The sequence below is a fragment of the Xanthomonas sp. NCPPB 3200 genome (genome assembly GCF_056393585.1).
Map to the genome: position 1 here is coordinate 2,232,297 of NZ_CM150785.1, position 16,645 is coordinate 2,248,941.

Genomic DNA, 16,645 nt, shown 5'->3' on the forward strand with positions numbered 1-16,645 from the left:
GCGTTGCGGTGGGGCTCAGAACTCCTGCCAGTCGCTCGGATCGGCGGTGGCTGCCACCGTCGTCTTGCCGGTGTTGCTGCGGCGCGGGGCCGCGTTGCTGCCGGCACGGGCAGCCGGGCGGGCGGCAAAGCGTGCATTGACCGGCGCAGCGACCATCGACGCGGGCTGACGTGCGGCCGGGCCCTGCTCGACGATCTTGAACACGGCCACCGCCTCGGTGAGCTGCTGGGCCTGTTCTTCCATCGCGCGGGCGGCGGCGGTGGCTTCTTCCACCAGCGCGGCGTTCTGCTGGGTGGCTTCGTCCATGTGGGTGACGGTCTGGTTGACCTGCTCGATGCCGGCCGACTGTTCCTGCGAGGCGGCGGAGATCTCGCCCATGATGTTGGTGACACGTTGCACGCTGGCCACGATCTCGGCCATGGTCTTGCCGGCCTGGTCCACCAGCTGCGAACCGTCGGCCACCCGCTGCACGGAGTCGTCGATCAGGCTCTTGATCTCCTTGGCTGCCGCCGACGAACGCTGTGCCAGGGTGCGCACCTCGGAGGCGACCACCGCAAAGCCGCGGCCCTGGTCGCCGGCACGCGCCGCTTCCACTGCTGCATTCAGGGCCAGGATGTTGGTCTGGAACGAGATGCCGTCGATGACGCTGATGATGTCGGCGATGCGCTTGGACGAGGCCTCGATGCCGCTCATGGTGTCGACCACCTTGCTGACCACCTCGCCGCCCTGCGAGGCCACGCTGGCGGCGCCGATGGCGAGTTGATTGGCCTGGCGTGCGCTTTCGGCGTTCTGGCGCACGGTGGAGGTGAGTTCCTCCATCGAGGCGGCGGTTTCCTCCAGGTTGGCGGCCTGCTGTTCGGTGCGCTGCGACAGGTCCTGGTTGCCGGCGGCGATCTCGCTGGCGGCGGCGTTGATCGAGGTGGCCGAGTGCTGGATGTGCCCGACGATGCCGGACAACTGGGTCGCGGTGGCGTTGGCGTCGTCGCGCATCTGTGCAAACACGCCCTTGAACTCGCCGTCCATGCGTGCGGTCAGGTCGCCCGCCGCAATCGCGCGCAGGATGCCCGACAGCGACTGCAGGCTGCCGTCGGCGGTAGCCATCAACTGGTTGAGGCTCTCGACCATGACGCGGAAATCGAACTGGAACTGCGCTGCATCGCCGCGTGCACCGAAGTTGCCGTCGGCAGCGGACTGGGCCAGCTGCTTGATCTGCTGATTCATCGAGGCCAGGTTGGTTTTCACCTGCGCCATGGTGTCGGTCAGCCTGGCCTTTTCGCCGGGCAGCGCGTCCATGTCCTCGCTGAGGTCGCCGATGGCGTAGCGGCCCATGATCTGCGCCAGACGCAGCGTCACCTGCACGTGGCTGTCGACCAGTGCGTTGGTATCGCCGGCCATGCGGCCATAGTCGCCCGGGAACGCGTCGGCATCCATGCGGAAGCTGATCTGGCCGTTGTCGTGGCGCTTGGCCATGTCCAGCTGCGCGGTGATCAGGTTGCGCACCTGCGACTGCATCTTGTCCATTGCCTGCAGCAGGCGGCCGGTTTCGTCGCTGGCCTCGCTGTGCACTTGGTTGTCGAGCCGGCCGTCGGCGATCGCTTCGGCGGCGCGGGTGGCGCGGTTCAACGGGCCGGTGAGGCTGCGGGTGATGGTCCAGGCCAGCAGGGCGCTCAGCAGCACCACGGCCAGGCCGCCGCCGATCAGCATGCTGCGACCACGTGCCATGGCGTCATTGGCCTGCGTGTAGGCGACCTGGCTGCTCTTGCGTTGCGCTTCGGAGTAGGTGCGGATCGCATCCTGCCAGCGCTGGGTAGCTGGGGCGGCACGCTGGATCAGGATCGGCATGGCCTGGTCGACCTTGCCGGCCGTGCCCAGTTCGCGTACCTGCTGGTTGTGTGATAGCGCCTGTTCGCGCGCCAGATCCAGCGCATCGCGCATGCGCTGCCCTTGGGCATCGGTGGGGAAGGCATACAGCTTGTCACGCACTTCCTTGTAGCGAATCCGCTGCGCATCGATCGCATCACCGAACTGGCGATTCTGCTCGGCAGTGGTCGGCAGCACGATGTTGCGCAGGTTCAACGAGATGGTGGCATTGGCGTCCAGCATGTCGGTGGCGTACTGGATCATCGCCATGTTGCGGTTGACGATGGTGTCCAGGCGCTCACGCGCCTGGCTGAGCGTGTACAGGCCGGCGGCCACCAGCGCGCAGGACAGAAGGATCAGCACGCCGAAGGCCAGGGAGAGGCGCTTGCCGACGTTGAAGCGGTGCAGAAAGGAATTCATGAAGTGATCCGAGCGAATGTGCAGTTAGGTGGACTGGCATGCGATGCAGTGCTGGAGCAGTGCGTCGCACGTCATGCCTTGTGTGATGCGTCGGTCAGATAACGGCGTTAGAACTGCTGTATTGAGGCAAGCCGGGCTGGCCGGTAAAGCCGGGTCTCAGGCACGTGACTGCCATGTGTACAAGGGGTAGGGAATTGGTGGGGGTGTGTCAGGAATTCCCCTAGAAAACACCCGTTGAACGTGGTTTTGGAGGCAACGCGATAGAGCCCGGCTTGCACGATGTGAAGTGCGTTTTCACGCCGGACGCGGTGTATGCGGGCCTGCGGACAGTTGGCATGGCGCGCACAACGCAAAACGGCACCGCGTGTGCGGTGCCGTTGTGAACCTGCTGCAGATGCGGATTGCAGGGCCGGGTGCTCGAGCGTGGTGTCGAGCGTGTGTATCCCGCGCACCATGCACGCCGGTTGCAACAACTGGCGTGCACTGCTGTCGATGTGCTGACAGCACCTGTTGGCGGTTTAGAACTCCTGCCAGTCGCCCACGTCGTTTGCCGTTGCCGATGCACCCGCGGTGCTGCGGCGCACGGGCGCGGCCGTGCTGGCGCGGGCGATCGGGCGCGGTGTGCTGCGGGCATTGGCGGGCGCATTGGCAATGGCCGACAACTGGCGCGCCACCGGTGCGTGTTCGGCAACCTTGAACACGGCGACCGCTTCGGTGAGTTGCTGGGCCTGTTCTTCCATCGCCCGCGCGGCGGCGGTGGCTTCTTCCACCAGCGCGGCATTCTGCTGGGTGGTTTCGTCCATCTGGGTCACGGTCTGGTTGACCTGCTCGATGCCGGAGTACTGCTCCTGCGATGCAGAGGAAATCTCGCCCATGATGTTGGTGACGCGTTGCACGCTGGCAACGATTTCGGCCATGGTGGTGCCGGCCTGGTCGACCAGGGTGGCCCCCTGGGTGACCTTGTCGACCGAGTCGTCGATCAGGTGCTTGATCTCCTTGGCGGCACCGGCCGAGCGCTGTGCCAGTGTGCGTACTTCGCTGGCGACCACTGCAAAGCCGCGCCCCTGTTCGCCGGCACGCGCCGCTTCCACTGCGGCATTCAAGGCCAGGATATTGGTCTGGAAGGCGATGCCGTCGATGACGCTGATGATCTCGGCGATCTTCTTCGACGAGCTCTGGATGTCGGACATGGTGGTGACCACCTTGGCCACCACATCGCCGCCCTGCGACGCCACTGCTGCCGCGCCGATGGCGAGCTGGTTGGCCTGGCTGGCGTGTTCGGCATTCTGCTTGACGGTGGAGGTGAGCTCTTCCATCGAGGCGGCGGTTTCTTCCAGGTTCGCCGCCTGCTGCTCGGTGCGCTGCGACAGATCCTGGTTGCCGGAGGCGATTTCGCCCGAGGCCAGGCCGATCGCATCGGCAGCGGTCTGGATGCGGCCCACGATGCCGGCCAGCTGTTCGGCGGTGGCGTTGGCGTCGTCGCGCATCTGCGCAAACACACCCTGGTACTGGCCACTCATGCGTGCGGTGAGATCGCCGGCGGCGATCGACTGCAGCAGGCCGGACAGCGACTGCAGGTTGCCGTCGGCGGTGGCCATCAAGGTGTTGAGGCTTTCCACCATGATGCGGAAGTCGAACTGGAACTGCTCGGCATTGCCACGCGCGGTGAAGTCGCCGTTGGCGGCGGCCTGTGCCAGCTGCTTGATCTCGGCGTTCATCGTCGACAGGTTCAATTTGACCTGATTCATTGCCGTGGTGATGGCGGCTTTTTCGCCCGGCAGCTGCGGCATGTCTTCGCTCAGGTCACCGATCGCATAGCGCTCCACCAGGTGGATGGTCTGCATCTTGACCTTGATGTGCGCGGCGACCAGCTCGTTGGTGTCCTTGGCCATGCGGCCGAAGTCGCCCGGGAAGGCGCCGGCATCCATGCGGAAGCTGATCTGGCCGTCATCGTGGCGCTTGGCCATGTCCAGCTGTGCGGTGATGAGGTTGCGCACCTGGCCCTGCATGCGATCCATGGCCTGCAACAGGCGGCCGGTTTCGTCGTTGGACTGCGTGCGCACGTCGTTGTCGAGATTGCCGTTGGCGATCGCTTCGGCGGCGCGGGTGGCCTGGGTCAACGGGCGCACCAGGCTGCGGGTGATCAGGAAGCCGAGCAGGGTACTGAACAGCACCACCGCCAGGCCGCCGCTGATCAACATCGCGCGGCCGCGGGCCATTTCTGCCGTCGTGGCCACATAGGCTTCCTGGGTGCGCTGACGCTGCAGATCCGAATACTCCGTCAACGCGTCCTGCCAGTTCTGCGTGTTCGGTGCGGCCTTTTCCAGCAATAGCTTGAGTGCCTCATCAGCCTTGCCGGTCAGGCCCAGCTGCACGACGGTGTCCCTGGTCTCGCGGGCCTGCTCGCTGGCAAGGTCGATCCGCTCGCGGATCTGGGTGGCCTGGGGCGAGGCCGAAAACGCATACAGCTTGCGGCGCGTGTCTTCGTAGCTCTTCAGCTGGTTCTTGATGATGGCGTAGAAGCGCAGATTGTCTTCTTGCGAGGTCGGCAACACGATGTTGCGCAGCTGCACGGCGATGACCGAGGTGGCGTTGGTCATGTCCTGTGCGTACTGCATGATCGTGATGTTGCGGTTGACCACCGTGTCCATGCGATCGCGGGCCTGCGCCAATGTATGCAGGCCGGCGGCGACAAGTGCGCACGACAACAGGATCAGCGTGCCAAAGGCGAAGCTCAGGCGCTTGCCGACGTTGTACCGTTGAAGAAGAGCGATCATTTGGGGGATCTCAAGGCAGTGGGACAAGAAGGAACAAGACGCGTCGGGTTGACGCGTGGGCGATGCGCAGTGACGGCGCAGCAGGCAGGCATCCAGCCGATCCATCACCCGGGCCACCGCGTGGTGACCCCGGCAATTGCAAGGCAGGTATGCGTGCGTGGTAGGTAACGGCCGGTACCTGGACGACTGAACGCGTGCCCACCGCTACGTATGGGTGGCCGTCACTGAAGTGACGCGCATGTGCACAAATGGACCGGAAACGTCGATGGGAGCGCTATCAACACCGGTGCATCCATCGGCGGATTCACATCTGTCTCACCATTTTGGGCGCGGTGCGACGTTGCCGTTGCGAGATGGCCGGGTGAAAATCCCTGGCCGATGCAGCGATGGGGCCGGCTATGTGACGTTATCGTAGCGGCGTGCGAGAGCAGGTCATTGCCTGCGCCAGGCATCAAACGGGTGCCGGGCAAGTTGAAGTGGGATCCGCAGCTGCGATGTCATACCGCTTGCATTGGTTTCGGTCGGGATGCAGCGCTCGATTGCGCGGCTCAGGCGGTGTTGCTCGGCCGCGATCGGTCAGCACACCGGCGCCGGCGACCCTGTTGCATGAGGGCCCTGTGCGCTGGCCCACATGTGTGCGGCTTGGCGCGCATGCAGCTGCGCGCGCAACCGCCTTACGCGGCGCGCACCAGCCTGGCCGGCCTGGCAGCGGCTTGCAGCTGGAACACCGACACCGCATCGCGCAACTGCTGCGCCTGTGCTTCCATCGCACGCGCGGCGGCAGTGGCTTCTTCCACCAGCGCGGCGTTCTGCTGGGTGGACTGGTCCATCTGCGCGATGGTCTGGCCGACCAGTTCGATACCTTGCGACTGCTGCTGCGAGGCTTCGCTGATCTCGTGCATGATCTCGGTAACGCCGCGCACCGAATCGACGATGTCCTGCATGGTGCGGCCGGCCTGGCTGACCAGCACGTTGCCTTGCTCGACCCGGTTCACCGAATCGTCGATCAGCTGCTTGATCTCCTTGGCCGCGCCGGCCGAGCGCTGCGCCAGGGTACGTACCTCGGAGGCGACCACCGCAAAGCCGCGCCCCTGTTCGCCGGCGCGTGCAGCTTCCACCGCCGCATTCAAGGCCAGGATATTGGTCTGGAACGCGATGCCGTCGATGACCGAGATGATGTCGGCGATCTTGCGCGAAGCGGCCTGGATGCCGGCCATGGTGCCGACGACTTCGCCGACCACCGTGCCACCTTGCGCGGCCACCGCGGCGGCACCGACCACCAGCTGGTTGGCGCGCCGCGCATGCTCGGCGTTGTTGCGCACGGTGGAGGTGAGTTCCTCCATCGAGGCGGCGGTTTCTTCCAGGTTGGCGGCCTGCTGCTCGGTGCGCTGCGACAGGTCCTGGTTGCCGGCGGCAATCTCGCTGGCGGCATCGTTGATCGCGTCGGTGGACTGCTGGATGCGTCCGACGATATCGGCCAGTTGCACCACGGTGGCATTGGCATCGTCGCGCATCTGCGCGAATACGCCGTGGAAGTCGCCATGCATGCGGGTGGTGAGGTCGCCGGCGGCGATGGCCCGCAGCACGCTGGATAGCGCGCCCAGATTGCCATCGGCGGTGGCCATCAGCTGGTTGAGACTCTCCACCATGGCCAGGAAGTCGTGCTGGAAGCGCTGGGTATCGCCACGCACGCTGAAATCGCCGTTGGCCGCAGCCTGCGCCAGCAGCTTGATCTCGCTGTTCATCGCAGACAGGTTGCGCTTGACCGCGTCCATGGTGTCGCTGAACACGGCTTTTTCGCCGGGAAGGCGGTCCATGTCCTGGCTCAGGTCGCCGATGGCATAACGCGACATGATCTGGGCGAGTTTCATCTTCACCGCGATATGCGAGCCGACCAGCGCGTTGGTGTCGCGCACCATGGTGGCGTACGCGCCCGGGAAGGTCTCGGCGTCCATGCGATAACTGATCTGGCCGGCGTCGTGGCGCTGGGCCATCTCGCTCTGCGCGGCCAGCACCCGCTGCAGCTGCTCCTGCATCCGGCGCATGTTGTCGAGCAGCTGGCCGGTTTCATCGCGGCTGGGCGCGGCGATGCGCTCGCCGAGCTGGCCTTGCGCGATATTGGCGGCCACCACAGCGGCGCGGCGCACATTGCGGGTCAGCCGCGACAAGGTGTACCAGCCCAGCGCTGCGATCAGCACCGCCAGCAGCGTCAACCCGGCGATGGCCTGCCACATCGCGTTGCGGGCATCGGCCAGGTGGCGTTCGGACTGGCGCTGCAGGGCCTGCAGCGAGACGCTGCTGAGCGCCTGCATGGCTTGGCCGAGATTATCGAGCGCAGCGTTCCATTGGGTGTCGGCGTTGGCGTCGCTGCCGTCCAGCGCGGTGCCGAGCGCGGCCAGCGCCGCGGTTGCACGCGTGGTTTCGGTCCTGGCGGCATCGGCCAGGGCGGGGTCGGGTTGTTCCAGCAGGCCCATCGCCTTGTCCAGCTCATGCCGGAAGCGCGCATGGCTGCGCGCCAACTGGCCGAGCTGTTCGCGCAGCATGGCGCGGCTGTCGGCCGCCTGCGACGGATCGCTGGCCGCATCCAGGCGGGTCAGCGATTCGGTGGCATCGGGACTGTAGATCAGGGTGGCCACCACCAGGTGGTAGCTCTCGATATAGGGGGTATAGACCAGCTGGCTGTCGTCGCGCAAGGCGTCGAGCGCAGCAAACGCCTGCTCGCTGACCGCGGCGTAGCCGTCTGCCGCGGCGCTGGCGACGTGGCGCTGCTGCAGGCCCAGCAAGGCCTTCTGGCTGCGTTCGAAGCCCGGCATCGTGGCGGTGGTGGCCAGCAGGTGTTGCAGATCGCGATCGGCGCGCGCGGCCGCGGCTGCAGCGGCGTCACCGCTGTCGACGTGGGCGGCGTGCAGGTCGGTGATCAGGCCCAGCATCTGCCCAAGCGGCGCATAGCTGCGCAACTCGTTGCTGCTGATGGCCACACTTTCGTTGAGCTTGCCGCTGTACAGCAGTACCGGAATGACCAGGCCGGCCAAGGCCAGGATGCCGATGATGCCGAGTTTCTTGGCGATCGCCAGATCATCCCAGCGGCTGCTCCAGCGCTGGTGAGGGGGTGGGGCGGTCTGCGGCGACAGCGCGGGCGAAGTGGTCATGGAAGATTCTCGTAGGCGTACGCAGCCTATCGGCCGATAACAGTTATGCCTTGAGCCGGTCGGCATCGATGCCGACCGGCTCCATTCAGACTGTTGTGCTCGCTTGGCTCAGAACTCCTGCCAGCTGGCGTCGTTGCTCGGCGCGGTGACCACGGGGCGCGGCTTGGACGCGGCGGTGCGTCCGGCCGCGACCACCTTGGCCTTCAGCGCGGGAGTCACCACCGGCCGCGGCGCAGCGGTGCGCACCGGCGCCAGGGCATGGCCGGCATCGGTCTTGAACACCGCCACCGCGTCGGTGAGCTGGGTGGCCTGGTCTTCCAGCGCACGTGCGGCGGCGGTGGCTTCTTCCACCAGCGCGGCGTTCTGCTGGGTGGTCTCGTCCATCTGGGTGACGGTCTGGTTGACCTGCTCGATGCCGGAGGATTGCTCCTGCGAGGCCGCGGAGATCTCGCCCATGATGTCGGTGACCCGCTGCACGCTGGACACGATCTCGCCCATGGTCTTGCCGGCGCTGTGCACCAGCACCGATCCTTCGGAAACACGCTGCACCGAGTCGTCGATCAGCCCCTTGATCTCCCTGGCCGCCGCGGACGAGCGCTGCGCCAGCGTGCGCACTTCCGAGGCGACCACGGCAAAGCCGCGTCCCTGCTCGCCGGCGCGGGCGGCTTCCACCGCCGCGTTCAAGGCCAGGATGTTGGTCTGGAACGAGATGCCGTCGATGACCGAGATGATGTCGGCGATCTTCTTGGACGAGGCTTCGATGCCGCTCATCGTCTCGACCACCTTGCTGACGATCTCGCCGCCCTGCGAGGCCACGCCGGCCGCGCCGATGGCGAGCTGGTTGGCCTGGCGCGCGCTCTCGGCGTTCTGCTTGACGGTGGAGGTGAGCTCTTCCATCGAGGCGGCGGTTTCTTCCAGGTTGGCGGCCTGCTGCTCGGTGCGCTGCGACAGATCCTGGTTACCGGCCGCGATCTCGCTGGCAGCGCCCTTGATCGACACCGCCGAGGCCTTGATGCCGCTGACGATTTCGGCCAGCTGCGTGGCGGTGGCATTGGCGTCGTCACGCATCTGCGCGAACACGCCGCGGAAGTCGCCGCTCATGCGTGCGGTGAGGTCGCCGGCGGCGATGGACTGCAGCAGGGTGGAGAGCGACTGCAGGTTGCCGTCGGCGGTGGACATCAGGTTGTTGAGGCTTTCCACCATCAGGCGGAAGTCGTACTGGAAGCGCTCGGCATCGCCGCGGGCGCTGAAGTCGCCGTTGGCCGCCGACAGTGCCAGATGCTTGATCTCGGTATTCATTGCACCGAGATTGACCTTGACCTGCGCCATGGTCTCGCTGAGCACGGCCTTTTCGCCGGGCAGTTTTTCCATATCCTCGGACAGGTCGCCGATCGCGTAGCGGCCCATGATCTGCGCCAGGCGCATCTTCACCGCGATGTGCGAGCCCACCAACATGTTGGTGTCGTGCGCCATGCGGCCGTACTCGCCGGGGAAGGCAGCGGCATCGATGCGGAAGCTGATCTGGCCATCGTCGTGGCGCTTGGCCATGTCGGTCTGCGCGCTGAGCAGGTTGCGCAGCTGCAGCTGCATCTTGCTCATGGCCTTGAGCAGGCGGCCGGCTTCGTCATTGGCCTGCGTATTGACGTCGTTGTCCAGGTTGCCGCCGGCAATCGCTTCTGCGGCGCGGGTGGCGCGGCTCAACGGCTGGGTGAGGCTGCGGGTGATCAGCAGGCCCAGCGTAGCGCTCAGCAACACCACCAGCAGCGAACCACCGACCAGCAGCTTGCGCGAGCCGTCCATGGATTGCAGCGCTGCTGCCGAGGCTTCGCTGGCCAGCTTGTCTTGCAGTGTGATGTTTTCGCCAATCTTGTCCTGCCATTGCTGCATTGCAGGTGCCGCCTTGGTCAGCAGCAAGGGCAGTGCCTCGTCTCTGCGACCGGTCATCACCATATCCATGACTTTGTCGTTCAAGACTTTAACTTCGGCGCGGCGGGCATCGATCTCCGCGCGCAGGATCTTGCCTTTTTCGGACGGCGGCAATGCATACAATTCGTCGCGTGCCTTGGTGTAGTCGGCACGTGCAGACTGGATCTTCGCAATGAAGTCGCGATTTTCCGCATCGGTAGTGGGCAGCACCACATTGCGCAACTGCAGGCCGATAATGAAATTGGCATTGATCATGTCGTTGGACAGACGGATCTTTGTCATGTTCTCGTGCACCAGCTGGTCCACCAGCGAGCGGGCCGAACTCAGGCCGCGGTAGCCGATAAAGGCGATGACGCCAGACAACAGGATCAGCACGGCAAAGGCCGCCGCCAAGCGAGGGCCGACGTTGTAGCGTTGGAGAAGTGCAGTCATGACAGATCCTGGAAGGCGTTATGCGATTGAAGGGAAGCGACCGAGTAGCGCCGACCACATGCTGTATGCCGCGTCGCTATGCGCAGTAACGGCGCGCAATGCCTATTACTTAATACCTCCATATCAAAAATATATAAGTCGAGTCATGCTTGTGAAATCGACGTTGCGGAGTAAATCGCGGCGCGCTCCGAATTTAAGTCTTCCAGAGATACATAATGCCGGGCTCAAGTGCTGGTTTATTGATACACAAGTAAAATATTATTATCTATATGCGTTTATTCTTGCCTCATGGCTGAGACTGCTTCCGGAACATTGCGGCAATAAAAAAGCCGCGCTCCCGAAAGAGCGCGGCCTGGACTGCAGCGACTTGTATGTCGACGATCTGCGCGTTTAGAACTCCGCCCAATCCGACTCGTTGGACGGCGCTGCTGCAGCGGCAGTACGTGCGGTCGACCGTGCGGCAGCCGGCTTGGAGGCAGCCAGCGTGGACACCGATGACCTGGCAGCGGGCGTCTTGGCAGCAGGCGCAGTGCTGGCGGCCGGGCGCTTGGCGGTGATGTGGCGCACCACCGGGGTGGCGCGTGTCACTGCTTCCAGCTCGGCCGACAGCCGGAACAGCGCGACCGCTTCGGTGAGCTGCTGCGCCTGTTCTTCCATCGAACGCGCGGCGGCGGTGGCTTCTTCCACCAGCGCGGCGTTTTGCTGGGTGGCTTCGTCCATGTGGGTGACGGTCTGGTTGACCTGCTCGATGCCGGCCGACTGCTCCTGGGAGGCGGCGGAAATCTCGCTCATGATGTCGGTGACGCGCTGCACCGAAGAGACGATCTCGCTCATGGTGCTGCCGGCCTGATTCACCAGCGCCGAGCCTTCGGCCACCTTGCTCACCGAGTCGTCGATCAGGCTCTTGATCTCCTTCGCTGCGGCGGCCGAACGCTGTGCCAGCGTGCGCACTTCCGAGGCGACCACGGCAAATCCACGGCCCTGCTCACCGGCACGCGCCGCTTCCACCGCCGCGTTCAACGCCAGGATGTTGGTCTGGAAGGCGATGCCGTCGATCACCGAGATGATCTCGGCGATCTTCTTGGACGAGGTCTGGATACCGGACATGGTGGTGACCACCTGGCCGACCACGCTGCCGCCGTGCGAGGCGACATCGGCGGCACCGATCGCCAGCTGGTTGGCCTGGCGCGCGTGTTCGGCATTCTGCTTGACGGTGGAGGTGAGCTCTTCCATCGAGGCGGCGGTTTCTTCCAGGTTGGCGGCCTGTTGTTCGGTGCGCTGCGACAGGTCCTGGTTGCCGGCGGCGATTTCGCCTGCGGCGGTGTTGATGGCCAGGGTGGAGTGCTTGATGCGGCCGACGATGTCGGTCAGGCGCTGGGTGGTGGCATTGGCATCGTCGCGCAGACGCGCGAACACGCCGTGGAACTCGCCATCCATACGCGCGGTGAGATCGCCCTCGGCAACGGCGCCGAGCAACTGCGAGAGCTTGCCCAGATTGCGGTCGCTGACTTCCATCATCGAGTTCAGATCCGACACCATCACCGCGAAGTCGTACTTGAAACGTGCTGCGTCGCCACGTGCGCTGAAGTCGCCGGCCGCTGCGGCTTGCGCCAGCTGCTTGATCTCGGTGTTGATCGACAATAGGCTGGCCTTGGCCGCATCCATCGCCTCATGCAGGATGGCGCGGCTTGCCGGCAGACGGCGTGCGTCCTGGGTCAAATCGCCCTGTGCGTACTGGTTGAGAATGCGCACCGCGTCGGTGATGGCATCCAGATGCTCGAAGATCATCGTGTTGATGCCAGTGGCCAGGGTGCCGTACACGCCGGGGAAATCCTCCGGCATGCGGTGGGTGATGTCTTCGGCCGCATGCAGGTGCGACATGCGCGCGGTTTCGTCGCTGAAGCGGCGCAGCATCTGCGTCATGCCGCCGGTGGCTTCGAGCATCTGGCCAATTTCATCGTTGCTGGTCTTGTTGACCTGCACACTCAGATCGCCGCGCGAGACCGCCTTGATGGCGCCCAGCGCCTTGGACAGCGGATTGGTGATGCTGCGTGCGATCAGCCAGCCAAAGGTCACCGACAGCGCGGCCATCAGCAGTGTGCCGATCAGCAGCACCGCGCTGGTCAGCTTGAACGAGGCGTCGCTGGCCGCGACCATGTCGCTCAGGGCCTTGGACTGCTGTGCATACAGCTTGTCGACCGAGGCGAACAGTTCCTTGCGGATCTCGCCGGACTGCTTGCGCGAAAATTCCATCGCCGCAGCGCGGTCGGGTTCTGCATAGAGCTTGCGCAGCTGCTGGTTGGCGGCAAAGTAACGCGTGCTGGCATCGCTCAGCTTCGCGTATTCGGCCTGCAGCGGCGAGCCGGCGCCGATCTTGGCGTCCAGCAGCTTTTGCGTTTCGACGTACTTGGCCTGGATCTCGTCCATGCGTTTGAAGAACATCGCATAGCGTTCCGGATCGTCCAGATTGACGAACTGGCCCACTTCATAGACGCGGAATTCGCCGGCAAAGCCACGCAGCTCGGATAGACGGCTCAGCACCGGCACCACGTCCTGGTTGATCAGGGTGGTCTGCCGCTGCATCTGCTGCATGCGCGAAAAACCGAGCCCACCAAGCAGGGCGGTCAACACGGCACTCAGGCAAAAGGCAAACATCAATTTGCGGCGGATCGGCCAATCGTTGAACTTGTTCATCAGTAACTCCGGGGCATTGCGCAGGAACGCTCTCCAGCACGCTAGCGGCTGCCCGGCATGATTCTTTATCTTTGAAGGATGAACGGTGCCGTGGCCAGCCCGCGGATGCCGCAATCAGGCCGCCGGCAACGCAGCCGCGGCGGGCAAGGCGGGCACGCCGGTGGCGCGGCCGCTACGCGGGTGCGGCCCAGGCTTGGGCCGCCTGCACGCGTGGCTCAGAAGTCCTGCCACTGCCCGTCGTTGCCGCTGGCAAGCACCGGCGTGGTTGCCGGTTTGCGTGCAGCCGCTGCGCCGGGGCTGCGCTTGGGCGCAGCCACTGCCGCTGTGGCGGCTGGCGCTGCCGCCATCGGTGCCGGCGCATCGGCAAGGGTGAAGCGCGACACCGCCTGGGCCAGCTGGCCGGCCTGGTCTTCCATGGTGCGCGCGGCGGCGGTGGCTTCTTCCACCAGCGCAGCGTTCTGCTGGGTGGCCTCGTCCATCTGGGTGATGGTGAGGTTGACCTGCTCGATGCCGGCCGACTGCTCCTGCGAGGCGGCGGCGATCTCGCCCATGATGTCGGTGACACGCTGCACGCTGGCCACGATGTCGGCCATGGTGGTGCCGGCCTGCTGCACCAGCACCGAGCCTTCGGCGACCTTGCTCACCGAGTCGTCGATCAGGTGCTTGATCTCCTTGGCGGCGCCGGCCGAGCGCTGCGCCAGCGTGCGTACTTCCGAGGCGACCACCGCAAAGCCGCGCCCCTGTTCGCCGGCACGCGCCGCCTCCACTGCTGCATTCAGGGCCAGGATATTGGTCTGGAAGGCGATGCCGTCGATGACGCTGATGATCTCGGCGATCTTCTTCGACGAGACCTCGATGCCGGACATGGTGGTGACCACCTTGGCCACCACCGCACCGCCTTGGGAGGCGACGCCGGCCGCGCCGATCACCAGCTGGTTGGCCTGGCGCGCGCTTTCGGCATTCTGCTTGACGGTGGAGGTCAGCTCCTCCATCGAGGCGGCGGTTTCTTCCAGATTGGCGGCCTGTTGTTCGGTGCGCTGCGACAGGTCGTTGTTGCCGGCGGCGATCTCGCTGGAAGCGGTGTGGATGCTGCCGGCGGCTTGCTGGATGCGTCCGATCACCAGTGCCAGCTGCTCGGCGGTGGTGTTGGCGTCGTCGCGCATGCGGGCAAACACGCCGTGGAAATCACCCTGCATGCGCGCGCTCAGGTCGCCATCGGCCAGTGCGCTGAGCAGGCGCGAGACCTCGGCGATGCTGACCGCGTTGGCATCGAGCAGCGCATTGAGCTGCTGCGCCAACTGCAGGAAGAAGCCTTGCTTGCCGGTGCTGTCGATACGCCTGGACAGGTCGCCGGCCGCGGCGCTGCGCACCACATCGGCCACGTCGATTTCCACGCGCGCCTCGGCGGTGCGGTCGCGCCATTCGCAGACAAAGCCCAGATGCGCACCGGCCGAGTCGCGGATCGCCGAGACATCCTGGGTGATGCATGCCGCGCGGTACTGCACCTGGCGTTGCGCCGAATCCTGGCGATCCAGACGTTGATAGATCTCCGCATCCTGCGCATTGCCCACTTCCAGCATGGACACCGATTGACCGATCAGGTTGCTGGAGCGGTCGAATGCCGGCGCGCAGGCGTGGATGTCGTCGGCATAGGTCTGCAGCAAGGTCCGCAGCGCGGTGTTGGCGTAGATGATGGTCAGGTCCGGGTCGGCGATGTACATGCCGGTGGAGGCGTTGTCGAGCGCGGTGCGGATGCGCAGGTTTTCCGCAGCGATGCTGCGCTCGCGCTCCAGGCGTTCGCGCAGGTCGCGCTGCATGCGCGCCAATGCGGCCATCAGGCTGCGTGCGTGATGTGCGGCCACCGGAATGGGTTGGTCCAGGCGACCTTCGGCGATGTGCTGCGCGGCGCTCATGGCCAGCTGCGGCTCGCCGCCGAGCAGGCCGAACACCGAGCGCAGGATCCAGCCGGCGGCCAGTGCCAGGCAGACGAAGGCGAGCACCACCGCGCCGCCTTGCTGCCACATCACCCGGTGGCTGTCCTGTTCGGCCTTGAGCCGATTGGCCTTGTTCAAGGCCAGGATGCGCTCGCTGATCGCGCCCATGCGGGTCTCCAGCTCGGCGAACTTGGCGGTGAAGTCGGCGTAGGCCGCGCCGCTGTCGGCCTGCGTCTCGGCCAGGGTCATGACCTGGTCGGCCGCGCCGATATAGGCCTGCAATGCCGGTGCCGCCGCGTCCAGATCGCTGCGCAGTACCGGGTCCAGTGGCAGTTTGCGGTTGGCCTGCAGCGCCTGACGAAATTCCGTGGCGTGTCCGCCGAGCGCGCTGCGTGCTTCCGCGATCGCGGCGGCGTCCTGGCGCGAGGCGGCCAGCAGGGCGGCAGTGACGTCGCCACGCAGGGCGTCGTGCATCATGTCGGCCTGCATGTGGTTGCGCAGCGCATCGGAGGAGATGACCTGTGCGGCGATCGCGTCGAGCAGGCCGCGCTGGCCGTTGTAGCCGACGCCGCCCAGCGCGAGCAGCGCCAACGCTGCCACCAGCACCAGGATCCCCAGCATATGCATGATTTTCATTGTGCGGCCTGTTTCAGAAGCGGAAAGACAGACCCACGCCGAGCGCGTGATCCGGTGAGCGATCGTTGAGGCCGCGGCTGTACACCGCATCCAGTTGCACATCGTTGCTCAGCAGCCAGGCCGAGCCGACGTCGAGCAGTGCCACGGTGCCGCCGTCCTCGCTGTTGGCGACCTGCGGCAATGCCACTTCCACGAAGGAGCGCACGCGCTCGTTCCAGGCCTTGCCCAGCACCGCACCGAAGATGCCGGCGGTGTAGCGGTTGCCTTGCCCATCGTCGTCCCACACCACGCCGGGCATCACCCCGGCCGAGAGGCTGTCGCTGAGCTCCCATTCGGCCACCAGCCGCAACGATGGCCGTGCACCGTGCCCACGCAGGGCGCGGGCGCCGCTGGGCAGGTCCACATGCAGCAGCCAGGCCAGCGAGGCCTTGCCGTCGTCGGACCCGGCAAGATGGTGCTTGACCCCGAGCGCCACATCGGACATGCCGCTCACCTTGGCCTCGCCGGGTGCGTCGATGCGCTGCCAACCGTCGGTTTCCAGCCGCAGTTCCCAGCTCTGGCCGAGGCCGTAGCGAAACAGCGTGGGCGTGGAATATCCGTCGACCGAGGCATCGCGCTCCCAGGCGACGCTGGTTTCCACCTGCAGCCGGCGGTCGCCGACGGTGAGGCTGGACTCGACGAAATCAGGACGGTCGGTGGCGATCGGATCTTCGGCGCGGGCATGGCCGACGACGCAACACAGCACAATACAGCTGGCAACAAGGCATGGCTTCATGGCAACCCCTGGAACGCGCGAATCTCCGGGCGCATGCGCGGG

The 16,645-nt window shown here is 65.5% G+C and carries 8 protein-coding genes; 1 reads left to right on the forward strand and 7 read right to left on the reverse strand.

What is annotated here, in order from left to right:
• Positions 1-15: 15 nt before the first annotated feature.
• The 4 genes from AC06DU_RS09795 to AC06DU_RS09810 form a co-directional block, all read right to left on the reverse strand.
• Positions 16-2,280 (reverse strand): methyl-accepting chemotaxis protein, encoded by a 2,265-nt coding sequence (locus AC06DU_RS09795; protein WP_104608483.1) that lies wholly within the window; start codon positions 2,278-2,280, stop codon positions 16-18.
• A gap of 518 nt (positions 2,281-2,798) precedes the next feature.
• Positions 2,799-5,057, reverse strand: a complete 2,259-nt coding sequence (locus AC06DU_RS09800; RefSeq protein WP_104576823.1) for a methyl-accepting chemotaxis protein — start codon at positions 5,055-5,057, stop codon at positions 2,799-2,801.
• 674 nt (positions 5,058-5,731) lie between these two features.
• Positions 5,732-8,206 (reverse strand): methyl-accepting chemotaxis protein, encoded by a 2,475-nt coding sequence (locus tag AC06DU_RS09805; RefSeq protein ID WP_478204259.1) that lies wholly within the window; start codon positions 8,204-8,206, stop codon positions 5,732-5,734.
• Positions 8,207-8,314: 108 nt separating this feature from the next.
• Entirely contained in the window at positions 8,315-10,564 is a 2,250-nt protein-coding gene (locus AC06DU_RS09810) for a methyl-accepting chemotaxis protein (RefSeq protein ID WP_184578263.1), read from the reverse strand.
• Between AC06DU_RS09810 and AC06DU_RS09815 the strand changes: the two genes are divergently transcribed.
• Complete coding sequence (locus AC06DU_RS09815; RefSeq protein ID WP_126966331.1) at positions 10,563-10,958, forward strand: hypothetical protein; 396 nt, start codon at positions 10,563-10,565, stop codon at positions 10,956-10,958. The two genes, AC06DU_RS09810 and AC06DU_RS09815, sit on opposite strands and share 2 nt — an antisense overlap.
• Here AC06DU_RS09815 and AC06DU_RS09820 read toward each other — a convergent pair.
• The 3 genes from AC06DU_RS09820 to AC06DU_RS09830 all read right to left on the reverse strand — a co-directional run bounded on the left by AC06DU_RS09820 (position 10,955) and on the right by AC06DU_RS09830 (position 16,603).
• Positions 10,955-13,258, reverse strand: coding sequence for a methyl-accepting chemotaxis protein (locus AC06DU_RS09820; RefSeq protein WP_478204261.1), 2,304 nt, complete (start codon positions 13,256-13,258; stop codon positions 10,955-10,957). The two genes, AC06DU_RS09815 and AC06DU_RS09820, sit on opposite strands and share 4 nt — an antisense overlap.
• Positions 13,259-13,473: 215 nt before the next feature.
• A complete protein-coding gene (locus AC06DU_RS09825) occupies positions 13,474-15,828 on the reverse strand; it encodes a methyl-accepting chemotaxis protein (protein ID WP_478204263.1) in 2,355 nt (784 codons plus the stop codon).
• A gap of 13 nt (positions 15,829-15,841) precedes the next feature.
• Positions 15,842-16,603, reverse strand: a complete 762-nt coding sequence (locus AC06DU_RS09830) for a transporter (RefSeq protein WP_102257021.1) — start codon at positions 16,601-16,603, stop codon at positions 15,842-15,844.
• Positions 16,604-16,645 lie beyond the last annotated feature (42 nt).